17 protein-coding genes are annotated in these 15837 nt (G+C 62.9%); 13 read left to right on the top strand and 4 right to left on the bottom strand.

All coding sequences use genetic code 11. The features are described 5' to 3' along the window. Window positions 1-78 precede the first annotated feature (78 nt). From HX803_RS06200 to HX803_RS06165, 8 genes are all read left to right on the top strand, one after another. The gene (locus HX803_RS06200; RefSeq protein WP_178919631.1) at window positions 79-720 is read left to right on the top strand and encodes a DUF1345 domain-containing protein; all 642 of its coding nucleotides are present in this window, start codon (window positions 79-81) and stop codon (window positions 718-720) included. 72 nt (window positions 721-792) lie between these two features. Then, entirely contained in the window at window positions 793-1632 is an 840-nt protein-coding gene (locus tag HX803_RS06195; protein ID WP_178919630.1) for an AraC family transcriptional regulator, read from the top strand. 54 nt (window positions 1633-1686) lie between these two features. Further along, complete coding sequence (locus HX803_RS06190; protein WP_178919629.1) at window positions 1687-2286, top strand: LysE family translocator; 600 nt, start codon at window positions 1687-1689, stop codon at window positions 2284-2286. 108 nt (window positions 2287-2394) lie between these two features. Continuing rightward, window positions 2395-3408, top strand: a complete 1014-nt coding sequence (locus HX803_RS06185; protein ID WP_372339895.1) for a LacI family DNA-binding transcriptional regulator — start codon at window positions 2395-2397, stop codon at window positions 3406-3408. Window positions 3409-3535: 127 nt separating this feature from the next. Continuing rightward, on the top strand, window positions 3536-4318 hold the full coding sequence (locus HX803_RS06180; protein WP_178919627.1) for a sugar phosphate isomerase/epimerase: 783 nt from the start codon (window positions 3536-3538) through the stop codon (window positions 4316-4318). Then, on the top strand, window positions 4311-5252 hold the full coding sequence (locus tag HX803_RS06175; RefSeq protein ID WP_178919626.1) for a sugar kinase: 942 nt from the start codon (window positions 4311-4313) through the stop codon (window positions 5250-5252). The genes HX803_RS06180 and HX803_RS06175 overlap by 8 nt, the downstream gene beginning before the upstream one ends. Window positions 5253-5297: 45 nt before the next feature. Continuing rightward, a complete protein-coding gene (locus HX803_RS06170) occupies window positions 5298-6590 on the top strand; it encodes an MFS transporter (protein WP_178919625.1) in 1293 nt (430 codons plus the stop codon). Continuing rightward, on the top strand, window positions 6587-7564 hold the full coding sequence (locus HX803_RS06165; RefSeq protein ID WP_178919624.1) for a D-glycerate dehydrogenase: 978 nt from the start codon (window positions 6587-6589) through the stop codon (window positions 7562-7564). Before HX803_RS06170 ends, HX803_RS06165 begins: the two co-directional genes overlap by 4 nt. 124 nt (window positions 7565-7688) lie before the next feature. On the opposite strand, the gene HX803_RS06160 is transcribed toward HX803_RS06165, so the two are convergent. Next, the gene (locus tag HX803_RS06160; protein WP_178919623.1) at window positions 7689-9314 is read right to left on the bottom strand and encodes a methyl-accepting chemotaxis protein; all 1626 of its coding nucleotides are present in this window, start codon (window positions 9312-9314) and stop codon (window positions 7689-7691) included. A 235-nt stretch (window positions 9315-9549) separates the two neighbouring features. Here HX803_RS06160 and HX803_RS06155 point away from each other — a divergent pair, with 235 nt between their 5' ends. The 3 genes from HX803_RS06155 to HX803_RS06145 are packed head-to-tail and all read left to right on the top strand — an operon-like array spanning window position 9550 to window position 12008. Continuing rightward, window positions 9550-10977, top strand: coding sequence for a nucleobase:cation symporter-2 family protein (locus HX803_RS06155; protein ID WP_178919622.1), 1428 nt, complete (start codon window positions 9550-9552; stop codon window positions 10975-10977). A gap of 12 nt (window positions 10978-10989) precedes the next feature. Beyond that, entirely contained in the window at window positions 10990-11451 is a 462-nt protein-coding gene (locus tag HX803_RS06150; protein ID WP_178919621.1) for an LEA type 2 family protein, read from the top strand. Between the two features lie 5 nt (window positions 11452-11456). Next, the gene (locus HX803_RS06145; protein WP_178919620.1) at window positions 11457-12008 is read left to right on the top strand and encodes a GNAT family N-acetyltransferase; all 552 of its coding nucleotides are present in this window, start codon (window positions 11457-11459) and stop codon (window positions 12006-12008) included. A 114-nt stretch (window positions 12009-12122) separates the two neighbouring features. Here HX803_RS06145 and HX803_RS06140 read toward each other — a convergent pair whose 3' ends face one another. Next, window positions 12123-13049: a carbon-nitrogen hydrolase family protein gene (locus HX803_RS06140; RefSeq protein ID WP_178919619.1), complete on the bottom strand. Its 927-nt coding sequence runs from the start codon at window positions 13047-13049 to the stop codon at window positions 12123-12125. 83 nt (window positions 13050-13132) lie between these two features. On the opposite strand from HX803_RS06140, the gene HX803_RS06135 reads away from it, so the two are divergent. Next, window positions 13133-14026 carry a LysR family transcriptional regulator gene (locus tag HX803_RS06135; protein WP_178919618.1) on the top strand — a complete coding sequence of 298 codons (894 nt, stop codon included), beginning with the start codon at window positions 13133-13135 and terminating at the stop codon, window positions 14024-14026. Here the strand turns inward: HX803_RS06135 and HX803_RS06130 are convergent. Next, window positions 14019-14273 carry a hypothetical protein gene (locus HX803_RS06130; RefSeq protein WP_060757089.1) on the bottom strand — a complete coding sequence of 85 codons (255 nt, stop codon included), beginning with the start codon at window positions 14271-14273 and terminating at the stop codon, window positions 14019-14021. The genes HX803_RS06135 and HX803_RS06130 overlap by 8 nt on opposite strands. Window positions 14274-14437: 164 nt before the next feature. On the opposite strand from HX803_RS06130, the gene HX803_RS06125 reads away from it, so the two are divergent. Further along, on the top strand, window positions 14438-14758 hold the full coding sequence (locus HX803_RS06125; protein WP_016979401.1) for a YqjD family protein: 321 nt from the start codon (window positions 14438-14440) through the stop codon (window positions 14756-14758). A 36-nt stretch (window positions 14759-14794) separates the two neighbouring features. Here HX803_RS06125 and HX803_RS06120 read toward each other — a convergent pair whose 3' ends face one another. After that, window positions 14795-15832 carry an Ldh family oxidoreductase gene (locus HX803_RS06120; RefSeq protein WP_178919617.1) on the bottom strand — a complete coding sequence of 346 codons (1038 nt, stop codon included), beginning with the start codon at window positions 15830-15832 and terminating at the stop codon, window positions 14795-14797. Window positions 15833-15837: the final 5 nt, after the last annotated feature.

Raw genomic sequence — 15837 nt, 5'->3', positions numbered from 1 at the left:
AGCCAGCTCCCACAGAGGTTATGGGTTGTGTTCGGGATCAGGTACAGTCTGCTCACACCTCGCCAGCTGTGAGCCGCCATGCCCTTCCTCGCCCGCACCCACCCTCGCCTTTCCGCCGCCGCCGTGCTCGGCATCGCCGTAGGCCTGCTGGCACCGGCCGACACGGTGATCAGCAAGATCCTCATCGGCTGGAACACCGGCGTGTGGACCTACCTGGTGCTGATGCTGTGGCTGACCATCCGCGCCAAGGCGCCGGACGTGAAGCGCATCGCCGAAATCGAAGATGAAAACGCCGGCCTGGTGCTGTTCGTGGTGTGCATCGCGGCCATTGCCAGCCTGGCAACCATCACCTTTGAACTGGTCGGCAGCAAAGACCTGCCCACGACCGCACGCCTGCTGCACTACGGCTTTACCGGCTTGACGGTGATTGGTTCATGGCTGTTGATCGGGGTGATTTTCAGCGTGCATTACGCGCGGCTTTATTACACCTGGGACGGCAAGGAACCGGCGCTGCGTTTTGCCGAGGGCCTGACAACCCCCAATTACTGGGACTTCCTGTACTTCTCGTTCACCATCGGCGTGGCGGTGCAAACGTCGGATGTGGGTGTCGCCACGCGAAGCCTGCGCAAGGTGGTGCTGGGGCAATCGCTGATCGGCTTTCTGTTCAACACCGCGATCCTGGGGTTCTCGATCAACATCGCAGCCGGGCTGTTCGGTTGAGGCTGCACAAACCTTCTAGACGCCCGCCCACCACCGGGCGCTAATGGCAGACCTTATTCGTCTCGGTGAGTCATGGCCGCGCACAATTGGATCGACCTGTCTCAGGACGCCGACACCGGCATCGAGACCCTGCGCGCGCATTTCGAGGGCCACGCCTACGATCCCCACTGGCATGACAGCTACCTGATTGGCGTGACCGAGCAAGGCGTGCAGCAATTCAACTGCCGCCGCACCCGGCACAACAGCACGCCGGGCCAGGTGTTTCTGGTCGAGCCCGGCGAGTTGCATGACGGCGACGCGCCCACTGCAGACGGCTTTACCTACCACATGCTCTACCTCGACCCGCAATGGTTGTCGCGGGAAGTGAGTGCGGTGTTCGAAGAGGCACCGGTCAACAGCCAACTGAGTGTTGTCAGCACGTTGATCAATGATACCCGCCTGGCACACGCCACCAGCCACGCCTTCCAGACTCTGCACAGCAGTGAACTGCGCATCGTGCGCCAGCGCGCCACCGACCAATTGCTGGAACAGCTCACCGGGCAACTCCATTGGCGCACCCGCTACCGCGACGACCCACGCCTGCCGTTGGTGGCGCACAAGGCCCGGGAATATTTGCATGCACACCTGCACCAGGACGTGGGCATGGATGAGTTGGCGCTGGCCTGTGGCGTCGACCGTTTCCGCCTGACCCGTGCGTTCAAGAGCGCGTTTGGCCTGCCGCCCCATGCTTATCTGGTGCAATTGCGCCTGGCCCGCGCCCGGCATTGGCTGGCCAAGGGTGAGCCGCCCGCCGACGTGGCGATTGCCCTGGGGTTTGCCGACCAGAGCCACCTGGGCCGCTGGTTCGTGCGCGCCTATGGCCTCACGCCTGCCGCTTACCGCAAACGTTGCTCAAATCTTCCAGACAGGTAAGGCGCGGGCTTGTGAAGATCGACTCCATCGATGGGTTTACCGGAGTCACCTGCCATGCTGTCCACGTTGTTGCCTTTCATGCTGTTTGCCTTTGTCGCCTCGATCACCCCCGGCCCCACCAACATCCTGGTGCTGAGCAACAGCGCGCGGTATGGCTTGAAGGCCGCAGTACCGATCATCTTCGGCGCCTGCGCGGGCGCGGCAGGTCTGGTCTTGCTGGTAGGAACCGGGGTCGGCCAGTCCTTGGTGCAACTGCCCCGGGTGCAGACTGCGCTGCAAGGGTTCGGCGTGGCGTGGCTGAGTTACCTCGCCTGGCAGATCTACCGTGCGCCGCCCCAAGCCGTCGAAGTGGCTGCCACTGAAAAGCCCCTTGGCCTGATCGGCGCCGCCGGCCTGCAGGTGATCAACCCGAAAACCTGGATGATGGCCGTTGCAGTGGTCAGCGTGTTTGCTGGCCACGGGGCTGAGCGCCAAGGCCAGGTGGTGCTGCTGTCCCTGGTGTTTTTCCTCGTTTCCATGCCGTGCCTGGGCACGTGGGCGCTGCTGGGCGTGGGTTCTGCGCGGGTGTTTCGGTCGGCCCGGGCGATGCAGCGCTTCAACCGAGGCATGGCGGTTTTATTGCTGGTGGCCACGTGGCTGAGCGTGGTGGTGTGAAGCACCGGCTGTCAGGCTTTGTCCTACAACAACTTGACGACTTTCCTCATTTGATGGTTTCCTGAAACCGGTTTCAGTCATTCCAATAAAAACAGAAGGTCGATGGCCGTGAACACTTTTTCTGCCGCCCAGCGCAGCCGCGTGACCATGCTCGATGTTGCCGAACGCGCCGGTGTGTCCAAGGCCAGCGTGTCGCGCTTCATCGGTGACGACCGCGCCCTGCTCTCCGATGCCATTGCCCTGCGCATCGAACAAGCCATCGAACAACTCGGCTACCGCCCCAACCAGATGGCCCGTGGCCTCAAACGCGGGCGTACGCGCCTGATCGGCATGCTGGTGGCCGATATCCGCAACCCCTATTCCATTGCCGTGATGCACGGCGTCGAAACCGCCTGTCGCCAACACGGCTACAGCCTGGTGGTGTGCAACACCGACCGCGATGACGAGCAGGAACGCCAGCACCTGGCAGCACTGCGTTCGTACAACATCGAAGGCTTGATCGTGAACACCCTCGGTCATCACCTCGACCAATTGCTCGAACTGCAGCGGGAAATGCCCCTGGTGCTGGTGGACCGCAAGGTCGACCCCCTGCGCAGCGACCTGGTGGGGCTGGACAACCCGGCCGCCGTGCGCATGGCCGTCGAGCACCTGCAGCAACAAGGTTATCGCGACGTGTTGATGGTCAGCGAAACCACCGATGGCACCAGCTCACGGCTCGAGCGCCAGGCCAGCTTCAAGGCCGAAATTGCCAAGCGTCCAGGCCTGACCGGCGCCGTATTGGAACTCGATGAGACGCTGGAAAACCACCTGCACACCTTTCTCGCCAAACCCGGCGCCAAGGCGCTGTTCTGTGGCAACGGCGTTGCTGCGCTGGCCTGCACCCGCGCCTTGAAAAACCTCGAGTGCGACCTGTTCAACGAGGTCGGCCTGATCGCCCTGGATGACCTGGACTGGTACCCGCTGGTCGGCAGCGGCATCACCGCCCTCGCCCAACCGACCCAGGCCATTGGCGCCACGGCGTTCGACTGCCTGCTCAAGCGCTTGCGCGGCGACACCGAGCCGACGCGCACCTTGGATTTCCTGCCTGAACTCATCGTCCGAGGCTCCACCACACCCTTGTAGGAGCCGGCTTGCCGGCGATTGGGCCGTGAGCCTTGCGGTGAAAGCAAGGACGCCATCGCCGGCAAGCTGGCTCCTACGCGGTTTGAATTGTGTGAAAAAATGAAACCGGTTTCAGAGGTCAACAACAATGCATAAATACCCCGTTTCCATCAGCCTCTCCAGCTACGGCGCCGACCTCGTGCGCCAGCAGGGCCAATTGAGTTTTGTCGAGTTGCTCGCGGCCGCAGGCGCCCGGCGCATCGAGTGGCGTGAAGAATTATTGACCCATGAGCAGCCCGCCGAATTGGCCCAGGCAGCGGCGCAACATCATTTGGAATCCGTCTTTTCGTCACCGCTGGAACTCTGGGTCGCCGGCCGCGCCCGGCCGAACGCGGAATTGGACGCCACCCTGGATCGCGCCCACGCTTTCGGCTCGCGCTGGCTCAAGGTGTCCCTGGGCTACTTCACCGACACCAACGACCTCGAAAGCCTGCATGCCCTGCTCGACCGTCACCCGGTCAAGCTGCTGGTGGAAAACGACCAGACCCTGCACGGCGGGCGCATCGAACCTTTACAACGTTTTTTCAGCGACGTCGAACGCCTGGGCCTGCCGGTGAAGATGACCTTCGACATCGGCAACTGGCAGTGGCAGGACCAATCGGCCCTCACCGCCGCTCGCCTGCTGGGCCGGCATGTGGATTACCTGCATTGCAAGGCCGTGGCCCGTCGCCCGGACGGCAAGCTGGTGGCCCTGCCGCCTGGCGCCACCGATCTGCATCTGTGGGAACAACTGCTCAAGCACATGACTCAAGGTATTACCCGGGCGGTGGAATTCCCGTTGCAAGGCGATGATTTGATCACTGTCACCGCGCAACAGGTCGCCGCCCTCACCCTGCTAGGCCAACCCCGTGCGGAGAACGCCCATGTCTGAGATCGATATCCTGTCGTTTGGTGAAACCATGGCGATGTTTGTCGCCGAGCAGACTGGGGAGCTCTCCCAGGTGGCGCAGTTTCACAAGCGCATTGCCGGGGCCGACAGCAACGTTGCCATCGGCCTGTCGCGCCTGGGTTTCAATGTCGCCTGGCTGAGCCGGGTGGGCGACGATTCCCTGGGTCGCTTCGTGGTCGACACGCTGCGCAGGGAAGGCCTGGATTGCCAGCACGTCGCGGTGGACCCGCAACACCCCACCGGTTTTCAGCTCAAGTCCCGCGAAGACGCCGGGGCCGATCCGCAGGTGGAGTACTTTCGCAAAGGTTCGGCAGCCAGCCACTTGTCCGTCGCCGACATCAGCCCGGCGCTGCTGCAAGCTCGGCACCTGCACGCCACCGGCATCCCGCCCGCCTTGTCCGAGGTGACCCGTGAACTGTCCCGCGAGCTGATGACGCAGATGCGCAAGGCCGGCCGCAGCGTGTCGTTCGACCCGAACCTGCGGCCGTCGCTGTGGGCCAACCCGCAGATGATGATCCGCGAGATCAACGCCCTCGCCGCCCTGGCCGACTGGGTACTGCCGGGCCTGGGTGAAGGCCGTTTGCTCACCGGCTTCGACGACCCGGCCGACATCGCCGCCTTCTACCTCGACCAGGGCGCCGAGGCCGTGGCCATCAAGCTGGGGCCGGATGGCGCCTACTACCGCACGCAGATGGACCAGGGTTTTGTCGCCGCCGTGCCGGTGGAAAAAGTCGTGGACACGGTGGGTGCGGGCGATGGTTTTGCCGTCGGCATGATCAGCGCACTCCTGGAAAACCTCAGCTTCCCCGAGGCCATCCAACGCGGCAACTGGATCGGCAGCCGTGCCGTGCAGAGCCGTGGCGACATGGAAGGCTTGCCCACCCGTTCAGAGCTGCCCGTTCGATCCGTTGCATAAACCACTCCCTGTTGCCACAACTACAACAAGCTCAGGAGCCACACCATGGATACGCTGAAACTCGCCACCCGCCGCTGGTGGTACATCATGCCCATCGTTTTTATCACCTACAGCCTGGCCTACCTGGACCGCGCCAACTATGGCTTCGCCGCCGCCTCCGGGATGGCCGAAGACCTGATGATCACCCCCGGCATGTCGTCGTTGCTGGGGGCGCTGTTCTTCCTTGGCTACTTTTTCTTCCAGGTACCGGGGGCGATCTACGCGCAAAAGCGCAGCGTGAAGAAACTCATCTTCGTCAGCCTGATCCTCTGGGGCGGCCTGGCCACGCTGACCGGCGTGGTGTCCAACGCCTACATGCTGATCGCCATCCGCTTCATGCTCGGCGTGGTCGAAGCCGCGGTGATGCCGGCCATGCTGGTGTACCTGTGCCATTGGTTTACGCGGGCCGAACGCTCGCGGGCCAACACCTTCCTGATCCTCGGCAACCCGGTGACCATGCTGTGGATGTCGGTGGTGTCGGGCTATCTGGTGCAGCATTTCAGCTGGCGCTGGATGTTCATCATCGAAGGCCTGCCGGCGGTGATCTGGGCGTTCATCTGGTGGAAGCTGGCCGACGAGCGTCCCAAGGATGCCAAGTGGCTCAGCGACACTGAAAAGCGCGACCTGGACAGTGCCCTGGCCGCCGAGCAGGTCGGCATCAAGGCCGTGAAGAATTACGCCGAAGCGTTCCGCTCGCCCAAGGTGATCATCCTGGCGTTGCAGTTCTTTTGCTGGAGCATCGGCGTGTACGGCTTTGTGCTGTGGCTGCCGTCGATCCTCAAGGCCGGCTTGCAGATGGATATGGTCGAGGCCGGCTGGCTCTCGGCGTTGCCTTACCTGGCGGCCGTGATGGGCATGCTCGCGGTGTCGTGGGGCTCGGACAAACTGCAAAAGCGCAAACGCTTCGTGTGGCCGCCGTTGCTGATCGCCTCGGTCGCGTTCTACGCCTCCTACGTGCTGGGGGCCGAGCATTTCTGGTGGTCCTACACCCTGCTGGTGATCGCCGGGGCCTGCATGTATGCGCCCTACGGGCCGTTTTTCGCAATCGTCCCGGAGATCCTGCCAGCCAACGTGGCCGGCGGCGCCATGGCGCTGATCAACAGCATGGGCGCCCTGGGCTCCTTTGGCGGCTCCTACCTGGTGGGCTACCTCAATAGCAGCACCGGCTCGCCCGGTGCCTCGTACCTACTGATGAGCGGCGCGTTGCTGCTGTCGGTGGTACTGACGATTTTTCTCAAGCCCGGCGCCAGTGACCGCACGCCGGCGCCCCACCTGAAATTGAAGGTAAAGACCGCATGAAAAAGTCCGTCGTGTTGTACAAGAAACTCTCCGCACCGCTGATGGCCCGCCTGCATGAACAGGCCGATGTCACCCTGATCGAAGCCCTCGACGACACCGGCCTGGCCAAGCTGCGCGACGCCCTGCCCGGCGCCCATGGCCTGCTCGGCGCCAGCCTGCGCCTGGATGCGAACTTGCTGGACCTGGCGCCGCAGCTGGAAGCCGTGGCGAGCGTCTCGGTGGGCGTCGACAACTACGACATCGACTACCTGACCGCGCGCGGCATTCTGCTCAGCAATACCCCGGACGTGCTCACCGAAACCACTGCCGACACCGGCTTCGCACTGATCCTGGCCACCGCCCGCCGCGTGGTGGAGCTGGCCGACATGGTGCGCGCCGGCCAATGGAACAAGAACATCGGCCCGGCGCATTTCGGCACCGATGTACACGGCAAGACCCTTGGCATCATCGGCATGGGCCGTATCGGCGAAGCCCTGGCTCAACGCGGGCATTTTGGCTTTGGCATGCCGGTGATCTACCACAGTCATTCGCCCAAGCCCGCAGTGGAGGCGCGTTTTGGCGCGCAGTACCGCAGCTTGAATGAGTTGCTGCAACAGGCCGACTTTGTCTGCCTGACGCTGCCGTTGACCGCCGAAACAGAGAAGCTGATCGGCGCCGAAGAGTTTGCGCTGATGGGCCCGGAGACGGTCTTCATCAACATCTCGCGGGGCAAGGTGGTGGATGAAGCGGCGCTGGTGGAGGCCTTGCAACAGCGTACGATTCGGGCGGCGGGCTTGGATGTGTTCGAGCGTGAGCCGTTGAGTCACGACTCGCCGTTGTTGCGCTTGAACAACGTGGTGGCCACGCCGCACATCGGCTCGGCCACGCATGAGACACGGGAGGCGATGGCCAAGTGTGCGGTGGATAATCTGTTGCAGGCGCTGGCCGGTCAGCGTCCAAAGGACCTGGTCAATGCAGCCGCCTGGAAACAGTGAACCCATGTGGGAGCGGGCTTGCTCGCGAATACGGCGTGTCAGGCAATACATCCTTGACTGATACACCGCTTTCGCGAGCAAGCCCGCTCCCACATTTTTTGATCCCATTTCAAATCAGGTCATGTTAGATCACGAAGCGTGCCACCATCGCGTTCAGGTCCACCGCCAGGCGTGACAGCTCGTGGCTGGCCGCGCTGGTCTGGTTGGCGCCCGCTGCCGACTGGGTGGCCAGGTCGCGGATGTTGACCAGGTTGCGGTCCACTTCGCGCGACACCTGGGCCTGCTCTTCCGAGGCGCTGGCGATCACCAGGTTGCGTTCGTTGATCAGGCTGATGGACTGGGTGATCTGCTCCAGGGCCACACCGGCAGCGCGGGCCATTTCCAAGGTGTTCTGGGTGCGCTGGTTGCTCTGCTGCATCGATTGCACGGCTTCACCGGTGCCGTTCTGGATGCCGGCGACCATCTTCTCGATCTCTTGGGTCGACTGCGCCGTACGATGGGCCAGGGCGCGCACTTCATCGGCGACCACCGCAAAACCACGCCCCGCTTCACCGGCACGGGCCGCTTCGATGGCGGCGTTGAGCGCCAGCAGGTTGGTCTGCTCGGCAATTGCGCGGATCACGTCCAGCACCTTGCCAATGTCACGGCCTTGGGAGGCCAGGCCTTCGATCAGCACGGCGGTGTTCTGCACGTCCTGGGTCATGGTCTGGATCGCGCCGACGGTTTCCACCACGCGGTCACGGCCTTCACGCGCTGCGAGGTTGGACTGGCCGGAGGCTTCGGAGGTGGACACGGCATTGCGCGCCACCTCTTCCACCGCGGCGGTCATCTCGTTGACCGCCGTCGCCGCCTGGTCAATTTCATTGTTCTGTTGCTGCAGGCCTTTGGAGGCTTCTTCAGTGACGGCGCTCAACTCTTCCGCTGCCGAGGCCAGCTGGGTGGCGGAGCCGGCGATGTGCTGGATGGTCTGGCGCAGGTTGGCTTGCATCGACGCCAGGGCGCTGAGCAGACGGGCCGGTTCGTCTTTGCCGTCGTCTTCAATGGCCTTGCTCAGGTTGCCACCGGCAATCGTCTCGGCCACTTCCACTGCTTTGCGCAGCGGCGTGACGATGCTGCGGGTCAGCAACCAGGCCAGCAACACCGTCAGCAGCGCAGCAGCCACCGACACGGCAATCACCCCGGCGATGGCACCCTCGTAGCTTTGCCCCGCTTCAGCGTCGGCCTCCTTGGCATCGGCCGCGTTGATGGCGATCAACTTGTTCAACTGCTCGCCCATCAGGTCGGTGCCGTCCTTGATACGCGTGTTGATCAGCGTGCGCATCTCGTCGACTTTGCCCTGCTTGGACAAGGCCAGCATCTCGGCCTGGGCGGTGAAGTAGTTGTTCAGCGTGGTGACGAACGTCTTGTACAGCGCCGCTTCCTCGGTACCGGCCGGCAATGCTGCATAGCCGGCCTGGGCTGTTTTGACCTTGTCGGCCAACACGCCCATGCGGGTTTCGGCTTCCTGCAGGCCGGCCGGCTCACGGTTGACCAGCACACGGAACGACAGGATGCGCAGGCGCAAGACGTTTTCAGTGATGTTGCCAAGGTAGGTCACGCTGGGCAGTTGGGTGGCGCTCATATCCACCGACGACTGGCGGATCTGCGTCATGCGGTTGACCGCAAACACCCCCAGTAAAATCACTAGCAACGCAATGAACGCAAAACCGAGGAACGCGCGAGGGGCGATATTCAGATGACGGAGGGACATAGGGGGTGCTCTCAGAAGTAGTGTTTGCGAGCGTCCCTGCCGCGAAACGATCAGTCGGTGTCAACGCGCCGCTCTGACCTTTGGTCACCACTGTTATCGTTGGTATGTGGGCCTATACGAGGTATCGGCAGGGCTCGCGGTTTCCCGCAGGGCCTTCATAAATATTTTTTTACACTTCTGACGACCGGCAGTTTCTGGCATTCTTCGCCTCCATTTTCTGACCCGAGCCCGCATTTTGTCTGACGCTCAAGCCCCCCGCCCCCGCTATAAATCCGACCTGATCTACGGCCTGGAAGACCGCCCGCACTTCACCGCGGCGATCTTTGCCGCGCTGCAGCACGTGCTGGCGAGTTTCGTCGGCATCATCACCCCGACCCTGATCGTGGGCGGCGTGCTGGGCCTGGAAAGCGAAGTGCCGTACCTGGTGAGCATGGCGTTGTTCGTGTCGGGGCTGGGCACCTTTGTGCAAGCGCGCACGTTCGGCCCGGTGGGCTCGGGGCTGTTGTGCCTGCAAGGCACCAGCTTTTCGTTTATCAGCGTGATCCTCAGCGCGGGGTTCATGGTCAAGGCCCGGGGTGGCGGCACCGACGAGATCCTGTCGACCATCTTCGGCATCTGCTTTTTTGCCGCCTTTATCGAAGTGGTGCTCAGCCAGTTCATCGGCAAGCTGCGCAAACTGATCACCCCGGTGGTGACCGGTACCATCATCACCTTGATGGGCCTGTCGCTGATCAAGGTCGCGGTCACCGACATGGCCGGTGGCTTCGGCGCCAGCGACCTGGGCGCCGCTGGCAATATGGGCCTGGCCGCGCTGGTGCTGCTGACCATTGTGGTGCTCAACCGCTTCAGCAACCCGTTCCTGCGCCTGGGTTCGATCGTGATCGGCCTGACCCTGGGTTTTGTGGTGGCCTGGTGGATGGGCCGCGTCGACATGGCCGCCCTGCCCCATGTGCCACTGATCAGCGTGCCGGTGCCGTTCAAATACGGGTTCTCGTTCGACTGGGTAGCATTTATCCCGGTGGCGGTGATCTTCCTGATTTCCCCGCTGGAAGCAGCCGGTGACCTGACCGCCAACTCGATGATTTCCCAACAGCCGGTCAAAGGCCCGCTGTACATCAAGCGCATCAAGTCGGGCCTGCTGGCCGACGGCCTCAACTCGGCGATGGCCGCCACCTTCAACAGCCTGCCGATGGTGACCTTCGCCCAGAACAATGGGGTGATCCAGTTGACCGGCGTGGCCAGCCGCTACGTGGCGTACTTCATCGCCGGCCTGCTGGTGCTGCTGGGCCTGTTCCCGGTGATCGGCGCGGTGCTGCAACTGATGCCCAAGCCGGTGCTGGGCGGCGCTACCTTGATCATGTTCGGCACCGTGGCCGTGGCCGGTATCAAGATCCTCGCCGAGGCCGGGCTGCATCGACGCAATGTGCTGATCGTGGCAATCTCCCTCGGCATGGGCCTGGGTGTCGCCGCCGTGCCGGAAGTGTTGCGCGACCTGCCCAAGGCGTTGCACAACATCTTCGAATCGCCGATCACCGTGGGTGCGTTCTGTGCAATCCTGCTGAACATTTTCCTGCCGGAAGAGTTCATAGAACTGGAAGAAGATGAATTTGATCCGGAGTCCTCTACCCTCAAGGTGATGCAAGACCCGGACGTCACGAAATAGGGAGCACTGTTAATGCGCAAGCTCATGGTTCTATCGTTGTTGCTGCTGACCTTGAGCGCCTGCGCCCTGTTCCCCAACCGCGACCCGGTGAATATCACCGTGGTGGGCATTGAACCTCTGCAAAGCCAGGACCTGGAAGTGCGTTTCGCCGTGAAGCTGCGGGTGCAAAACCCCAATGAAACGGCGATCGACTACAACGGCGTGGCCCTGGACCTGGACGTCAATGGCCGGCCGCTGGCCTCGGGAGTGAGTGACCAAAGCGGTTCCATCCCACGTTTCTCTGAGACGGTTCTGATGGTGCCAGTGAGCGTTTCCGCATTCTCCGTGCTGCGCCAGACCCTTGGCCTGAGCCAGACCCAAAGCCTGAACAACCTGCCCTACGTGCTGCGCGGCAAACTGGCGGGTGGGCTGTTTGGCACCCAGCGTTTTGTCGACCGTGGCACGCTTGACCTGCCCAACACGGCCACGTGGTGATCGCCATGCAACCGACGCTCTATACCGAACGCCTGATCCTGCGCCCGCTGACCCTGGACGATGCCGACGCCATCCAGCAGATATTTCCCCACTGGGAAGTGGTGCGTTACCTCAACAACGAGGTGCCCTGGCCTTACCCGGCCGATGGTGCACGCAGCTTCCTGGAGAACGTGGCCTTGCCCGGCATGGCACGTGGCGAGCAATGGCACTGGGCGATGTACCTGAGGGACTCACCTGACACGTTGGTCGGCAACATCAGCCTGTTCGATACCGAAGACGACAACCGTGGCTTCTGGCTCGGCCAGCCATGGCACGGCCAGGGCTACATGACCGAAGCCTGTGCGGTAGTGACTGACTACTGGTTCAACGTGCTCGAGCGCCCGGTATTGCGCGCGCCCAAGGCCGCGCCCAACCAGGGATCGCGGCGGATCTCCGAGCGTGGCGGCATGCGCCTGGTCAAGACGGTAGAGGGTCACTTTGTCGAAGGCACCTTCCCACGGGAAATCTGGGAAATAACCCGCGAGGAATGGCTGGAATCCAAATCCTCCAGTCAATGAATATCCACTGTGGGAGCTGGCTTGCCTGCGATAGCGACCTATCAGCCAAGGATATGCAAGCTGACACACCGCTATCGCGGGCAAGCCAGCTCCCACAGTTTTCCCACCATAGTGTCAGTCGGTGATGAAACGCACGCCCGGTTTGGCGCGCTCATCCACGCTCAACTCGAACACATCCGGCCGGGCATAGTGCCCCACCACGTCGTAGTCATACCGCGCCCGCACCAGATCATCAGTGTCGATCCGTGCCGTCAACAGCCCCGCTTCCCCGACCAACGGCCCGGCCAGGATGTCGCCCATGGGCCCGACGATCACGCTGCCTCCGGCGATCAACGGGCGGTCCGACGGCCAGTTGGCCACCTCCACCCCCAACGCTGCCGGCGAGGCCTGCACCTGGCACGCGCTCACCACAAAGCAGCGGCCTTCATGGGCCACATGGCGCATGCTCACCTGCCACATTTCACGTTCATCCACGGTGGGTGCGCACCAGACGTCCACGCCCTTGGCGTACATGGCCGTGCGCAGCAGCGGCATCATGTTTTCCCAGCACACAGCGCCGCCGATTCGCCCCACTGCCGCGTCGATCACTGGCAAGGTCGAGCCGTCGCCCTTGCCCCAGATCAAGCGTTCGGTGCCGGTAGGCATCAATTTGCGGTGCTTGGCCACCAACCCGCCCGTGGGTTCGAAATACAGCACCGTGCAATACAGGGTGTTGCCACTGCGTTCGATCACGCCCAGTACCAGGCTCGCGCCTGTGCGCGCCGACAGACCGGCCAGGGCGTCGGTCTCGGCGCCGGGCACATCGATGGCATTGGCAAAGTAGCGGGCAAAGGCTTCGCGGCCTTCCGGCAGGCGGTAGCCCAGCTGGGTGCCAAAGGCCTCACCTTTGGGATAGCCGCCCAGCAGCGCTTCGGGCATCACCACCAGTTGCGCGCCGCTGCGGATGATTGCGTCCTCGTAGCCGAGGATTTGCGCCAGGGTCTCGCCCTTGCCGCCCGGCAAGGATCCGATTTGCAGGGCTGCCACAGTCGATACAGGCATTACGCTCACTCCAGAGTCAGGGGGGTTGCCCATTCTCCGGCCAGCCATGATCATGAATAAAGCCAACCTCAGTGCTGAATGATATGAATCAAACAAATATCGCCCACGTTGACCTGAACCTGCTGAAAACCTTTGAAGCCCTGCATGACGAGTCCAGCGCCAGCCGCGCCGCCGTGCGCCTGGGGGTGACGCAGTCGGCCATCAGTGCAGGATTGCGGCGTTTGCGCGAGGTGTATGGCGACCCGTTGTTCGTGCGCACCGGGCGCGGCCTGGCGCCGACCTTGCGCGCCAACCAGTTGAAACCGGTAATAGGCGAGGCGCTGGAGCGTTGCCGGCAAAGCCTGGCCATGGTCAACCCGGATAACCAGCAGTATCAGGGCCGCTCCGTGGTGCTGGGGTTGTCGGATGATTTCGAGATTGCCTACGGCCGGCGCCTGATGGAGGAAATCGCCCGGCGCGCGCCGAAGCTGCGGGTGATCTTCCGTCAGACCCACAGCCAGATCGTCGCCGGCGCCCTGCTCGACCGCACCCTGGACCTGGCGATCACGGCGGGCGGCTTTGCCCACGGTCGACTCAGTCGGCAAGTGTTGGGAGAAGGCGATTACCGCTGCCTGGTGGATTCAGCCCAAACCAGCATCAGCCTGGACGAGTTCGTCGCCCGTGAACACGTGCTGGTGTCATCCGGTGGGTTTATCGGGATTACCGATGAAGGCTTGGCGGCACAGGGGTTGAGCCGCCAGGTGTGCGCCTCCACCAGCCACTTCGCGGCGTTGCCGTTTCTGCTCAAGGGCAGCCAGGCGGTGGCGACCATTCCCGGGCATGCGGCGCAGGCCATCGCGGACATGACCAGTCTGCACGTACTACCCTGCCCCTTGGCGTTGCCGCGCTACCCGGTGGAGTTGGGCTGGCGGACTCAGGCGCAGCTGGACCCGATGCTGCTGAAGGTGCGTGAAGCGATTGTGGCGAGCTTTATTTAGCCGCCGCCATCAACTTGTTGACCTCACTGCGCACCATGTTGGAGAACTCCGGCGGCGACATGCCGTCCAGTTCAGCACGGACCCACTCGGCCCACTTGCCCTTGCGTTTGGCGCGCTCGCCGAACAACCGTGCCGCTTCGCCCTTGGCCTTGCCCAGGTTGGTCTGCCACAGTTCGTAGAGGCGGGACTTTTCATCTTCCAGCTCGGCGCGTTCGGCGAGAGTCTTGTTGGCCAGATTGAAGCTCATGTTGAATTCCCTGCTGCACAAATAGACGACATCTTACACTGTAGGTCGAAATTTCCTGATTCGGATTTTTGCCCGGGACCCGGCGGGCGCAAAAAAACTGCAACTTTTGCCGCTGCCCGGCACTCCATTGTTCACTGTCACATTCACTCGCAAGGAGTCACACAATGGCCCGCAAAACCGCTGCCCAAGCCGTCGAAGACCAAATCAAGGACCAAGCCTTCAGCGAACTGACCGCGCTGATCGAAGAATCGGACAAGCTGCTCAAAAGCAGCGCATCCCTGGTGGGCGAAGAAGGTGAAACCCTGCGCGAGCAGGTCGCCATCAAGCTCAAGCAAGCCCTGGACTCGGTGTCCAATGTGCGCGAGCGCAGCAAGCCGGTGGTGGATGCCACCGAAACCTACATCGGTGGCCACCCGTGGCAGACCGTGGCGATTTCCGCAGGTTTCGGCCTGGTGGTCGGCCTGCTGCTGGGCCGCCGTAACTGATACATGAAGGCTGCGCCGGATGCGGCGCAGCCTGTTTTATTGCTCGGCCAGCACTCGCAACCGCGCCAATTCCTCTGCGTCAACCTCGATACCCTGCTGGTCCGACCGCGCCCGTGTGCGATGACGTCGGTCCCCTGGCAAGCGCCGCAACCCCGCCGCATGCATCTGCCGCACCAGTTCCTGGCTGCGCTCGGCGAAGCTTTGCCCGGCCGTCTTGCTCGGGTCGATCAGGATCAACAGTTGGCCGGTCCACGGCGTGCGCGCGCCCGGGTGGTCGGCCCAATTGAATTCGAAAGAGAAATTGCCGCCTGTCAGGGCTGCGGCCAATAACTCGACCATCATCGACAGCGCCGACCCCTTGTGCCCGCCAAACGGCAACAAAGCCCCCCCTTCCAGCACCGCCTTCGGGTCCTGAGTGGGTTGGCCCAGGCTGTCTACGCCCATGCCCGGTGGCAAACGCTCGCCTTTACGCGCAGCGATCTGCACGTCGCCGTGGGCGATGGCGCTGGTGGCCAGGTCGAACACAATAGGCAGGCCATCGGCACGCGGTGCAGCAAAAGCAATGGGGTTGGTGCCAAACAGCGGACGGTCAGCCCCGTGGGGCACCACGCAGGTCATGCTGTTGACCACGCTCAGCGCCACCAGGCCCTGCTCGGCGAACGGCTCGACATCTGGCCATAACGCGGCGAAGTGGTGGGAGTTATGGATAGCCAGCAAGGCGATTCCGGCACTGCGGGCCTTTTCCACCAGCAACGCACGCGCGGCCTCCAGGGCGGGCTGGGCAAAACCGTTACCGGCATCCACCCGTACAAAGCCTGAAGCCACGTCGGTGACCACCGGCACGGCCTTGCCATTCACCCAGCCGCTGGCCAGGGTGCTGAGGTAACCGGGGATACGAAAAATACCGTGACTGTGGGCGCCATCACGTTCGGCGCTGGCGCAATTGTGCGCGAGGATGGCGGCCACTTCAGGCGAAGTGCCGTGGCGGACAAAGATGGCGTGGAGCAAGGCCACCAGCTTGGCGAAACCGATGGTGGCGCTGGAACTGTCAACAACTGTGGGCTGGGCAGACATCTGAA

The sequence above is a fragment of the Pseudomonas sp. P7548 genome (genome assembly GCF_013386585.1).
Lineage (GTDB): Bacteria > Pseudomonadota > Gammaproteobacteria > Pseudomonadales > Pseudomonadaceae > Aquipseudomonas.
The sequence above is the reverse complement of the archived record's forward strand: the minus strand, read 5'-3'. Positions and strand labels throughout refer to the sequence as shown.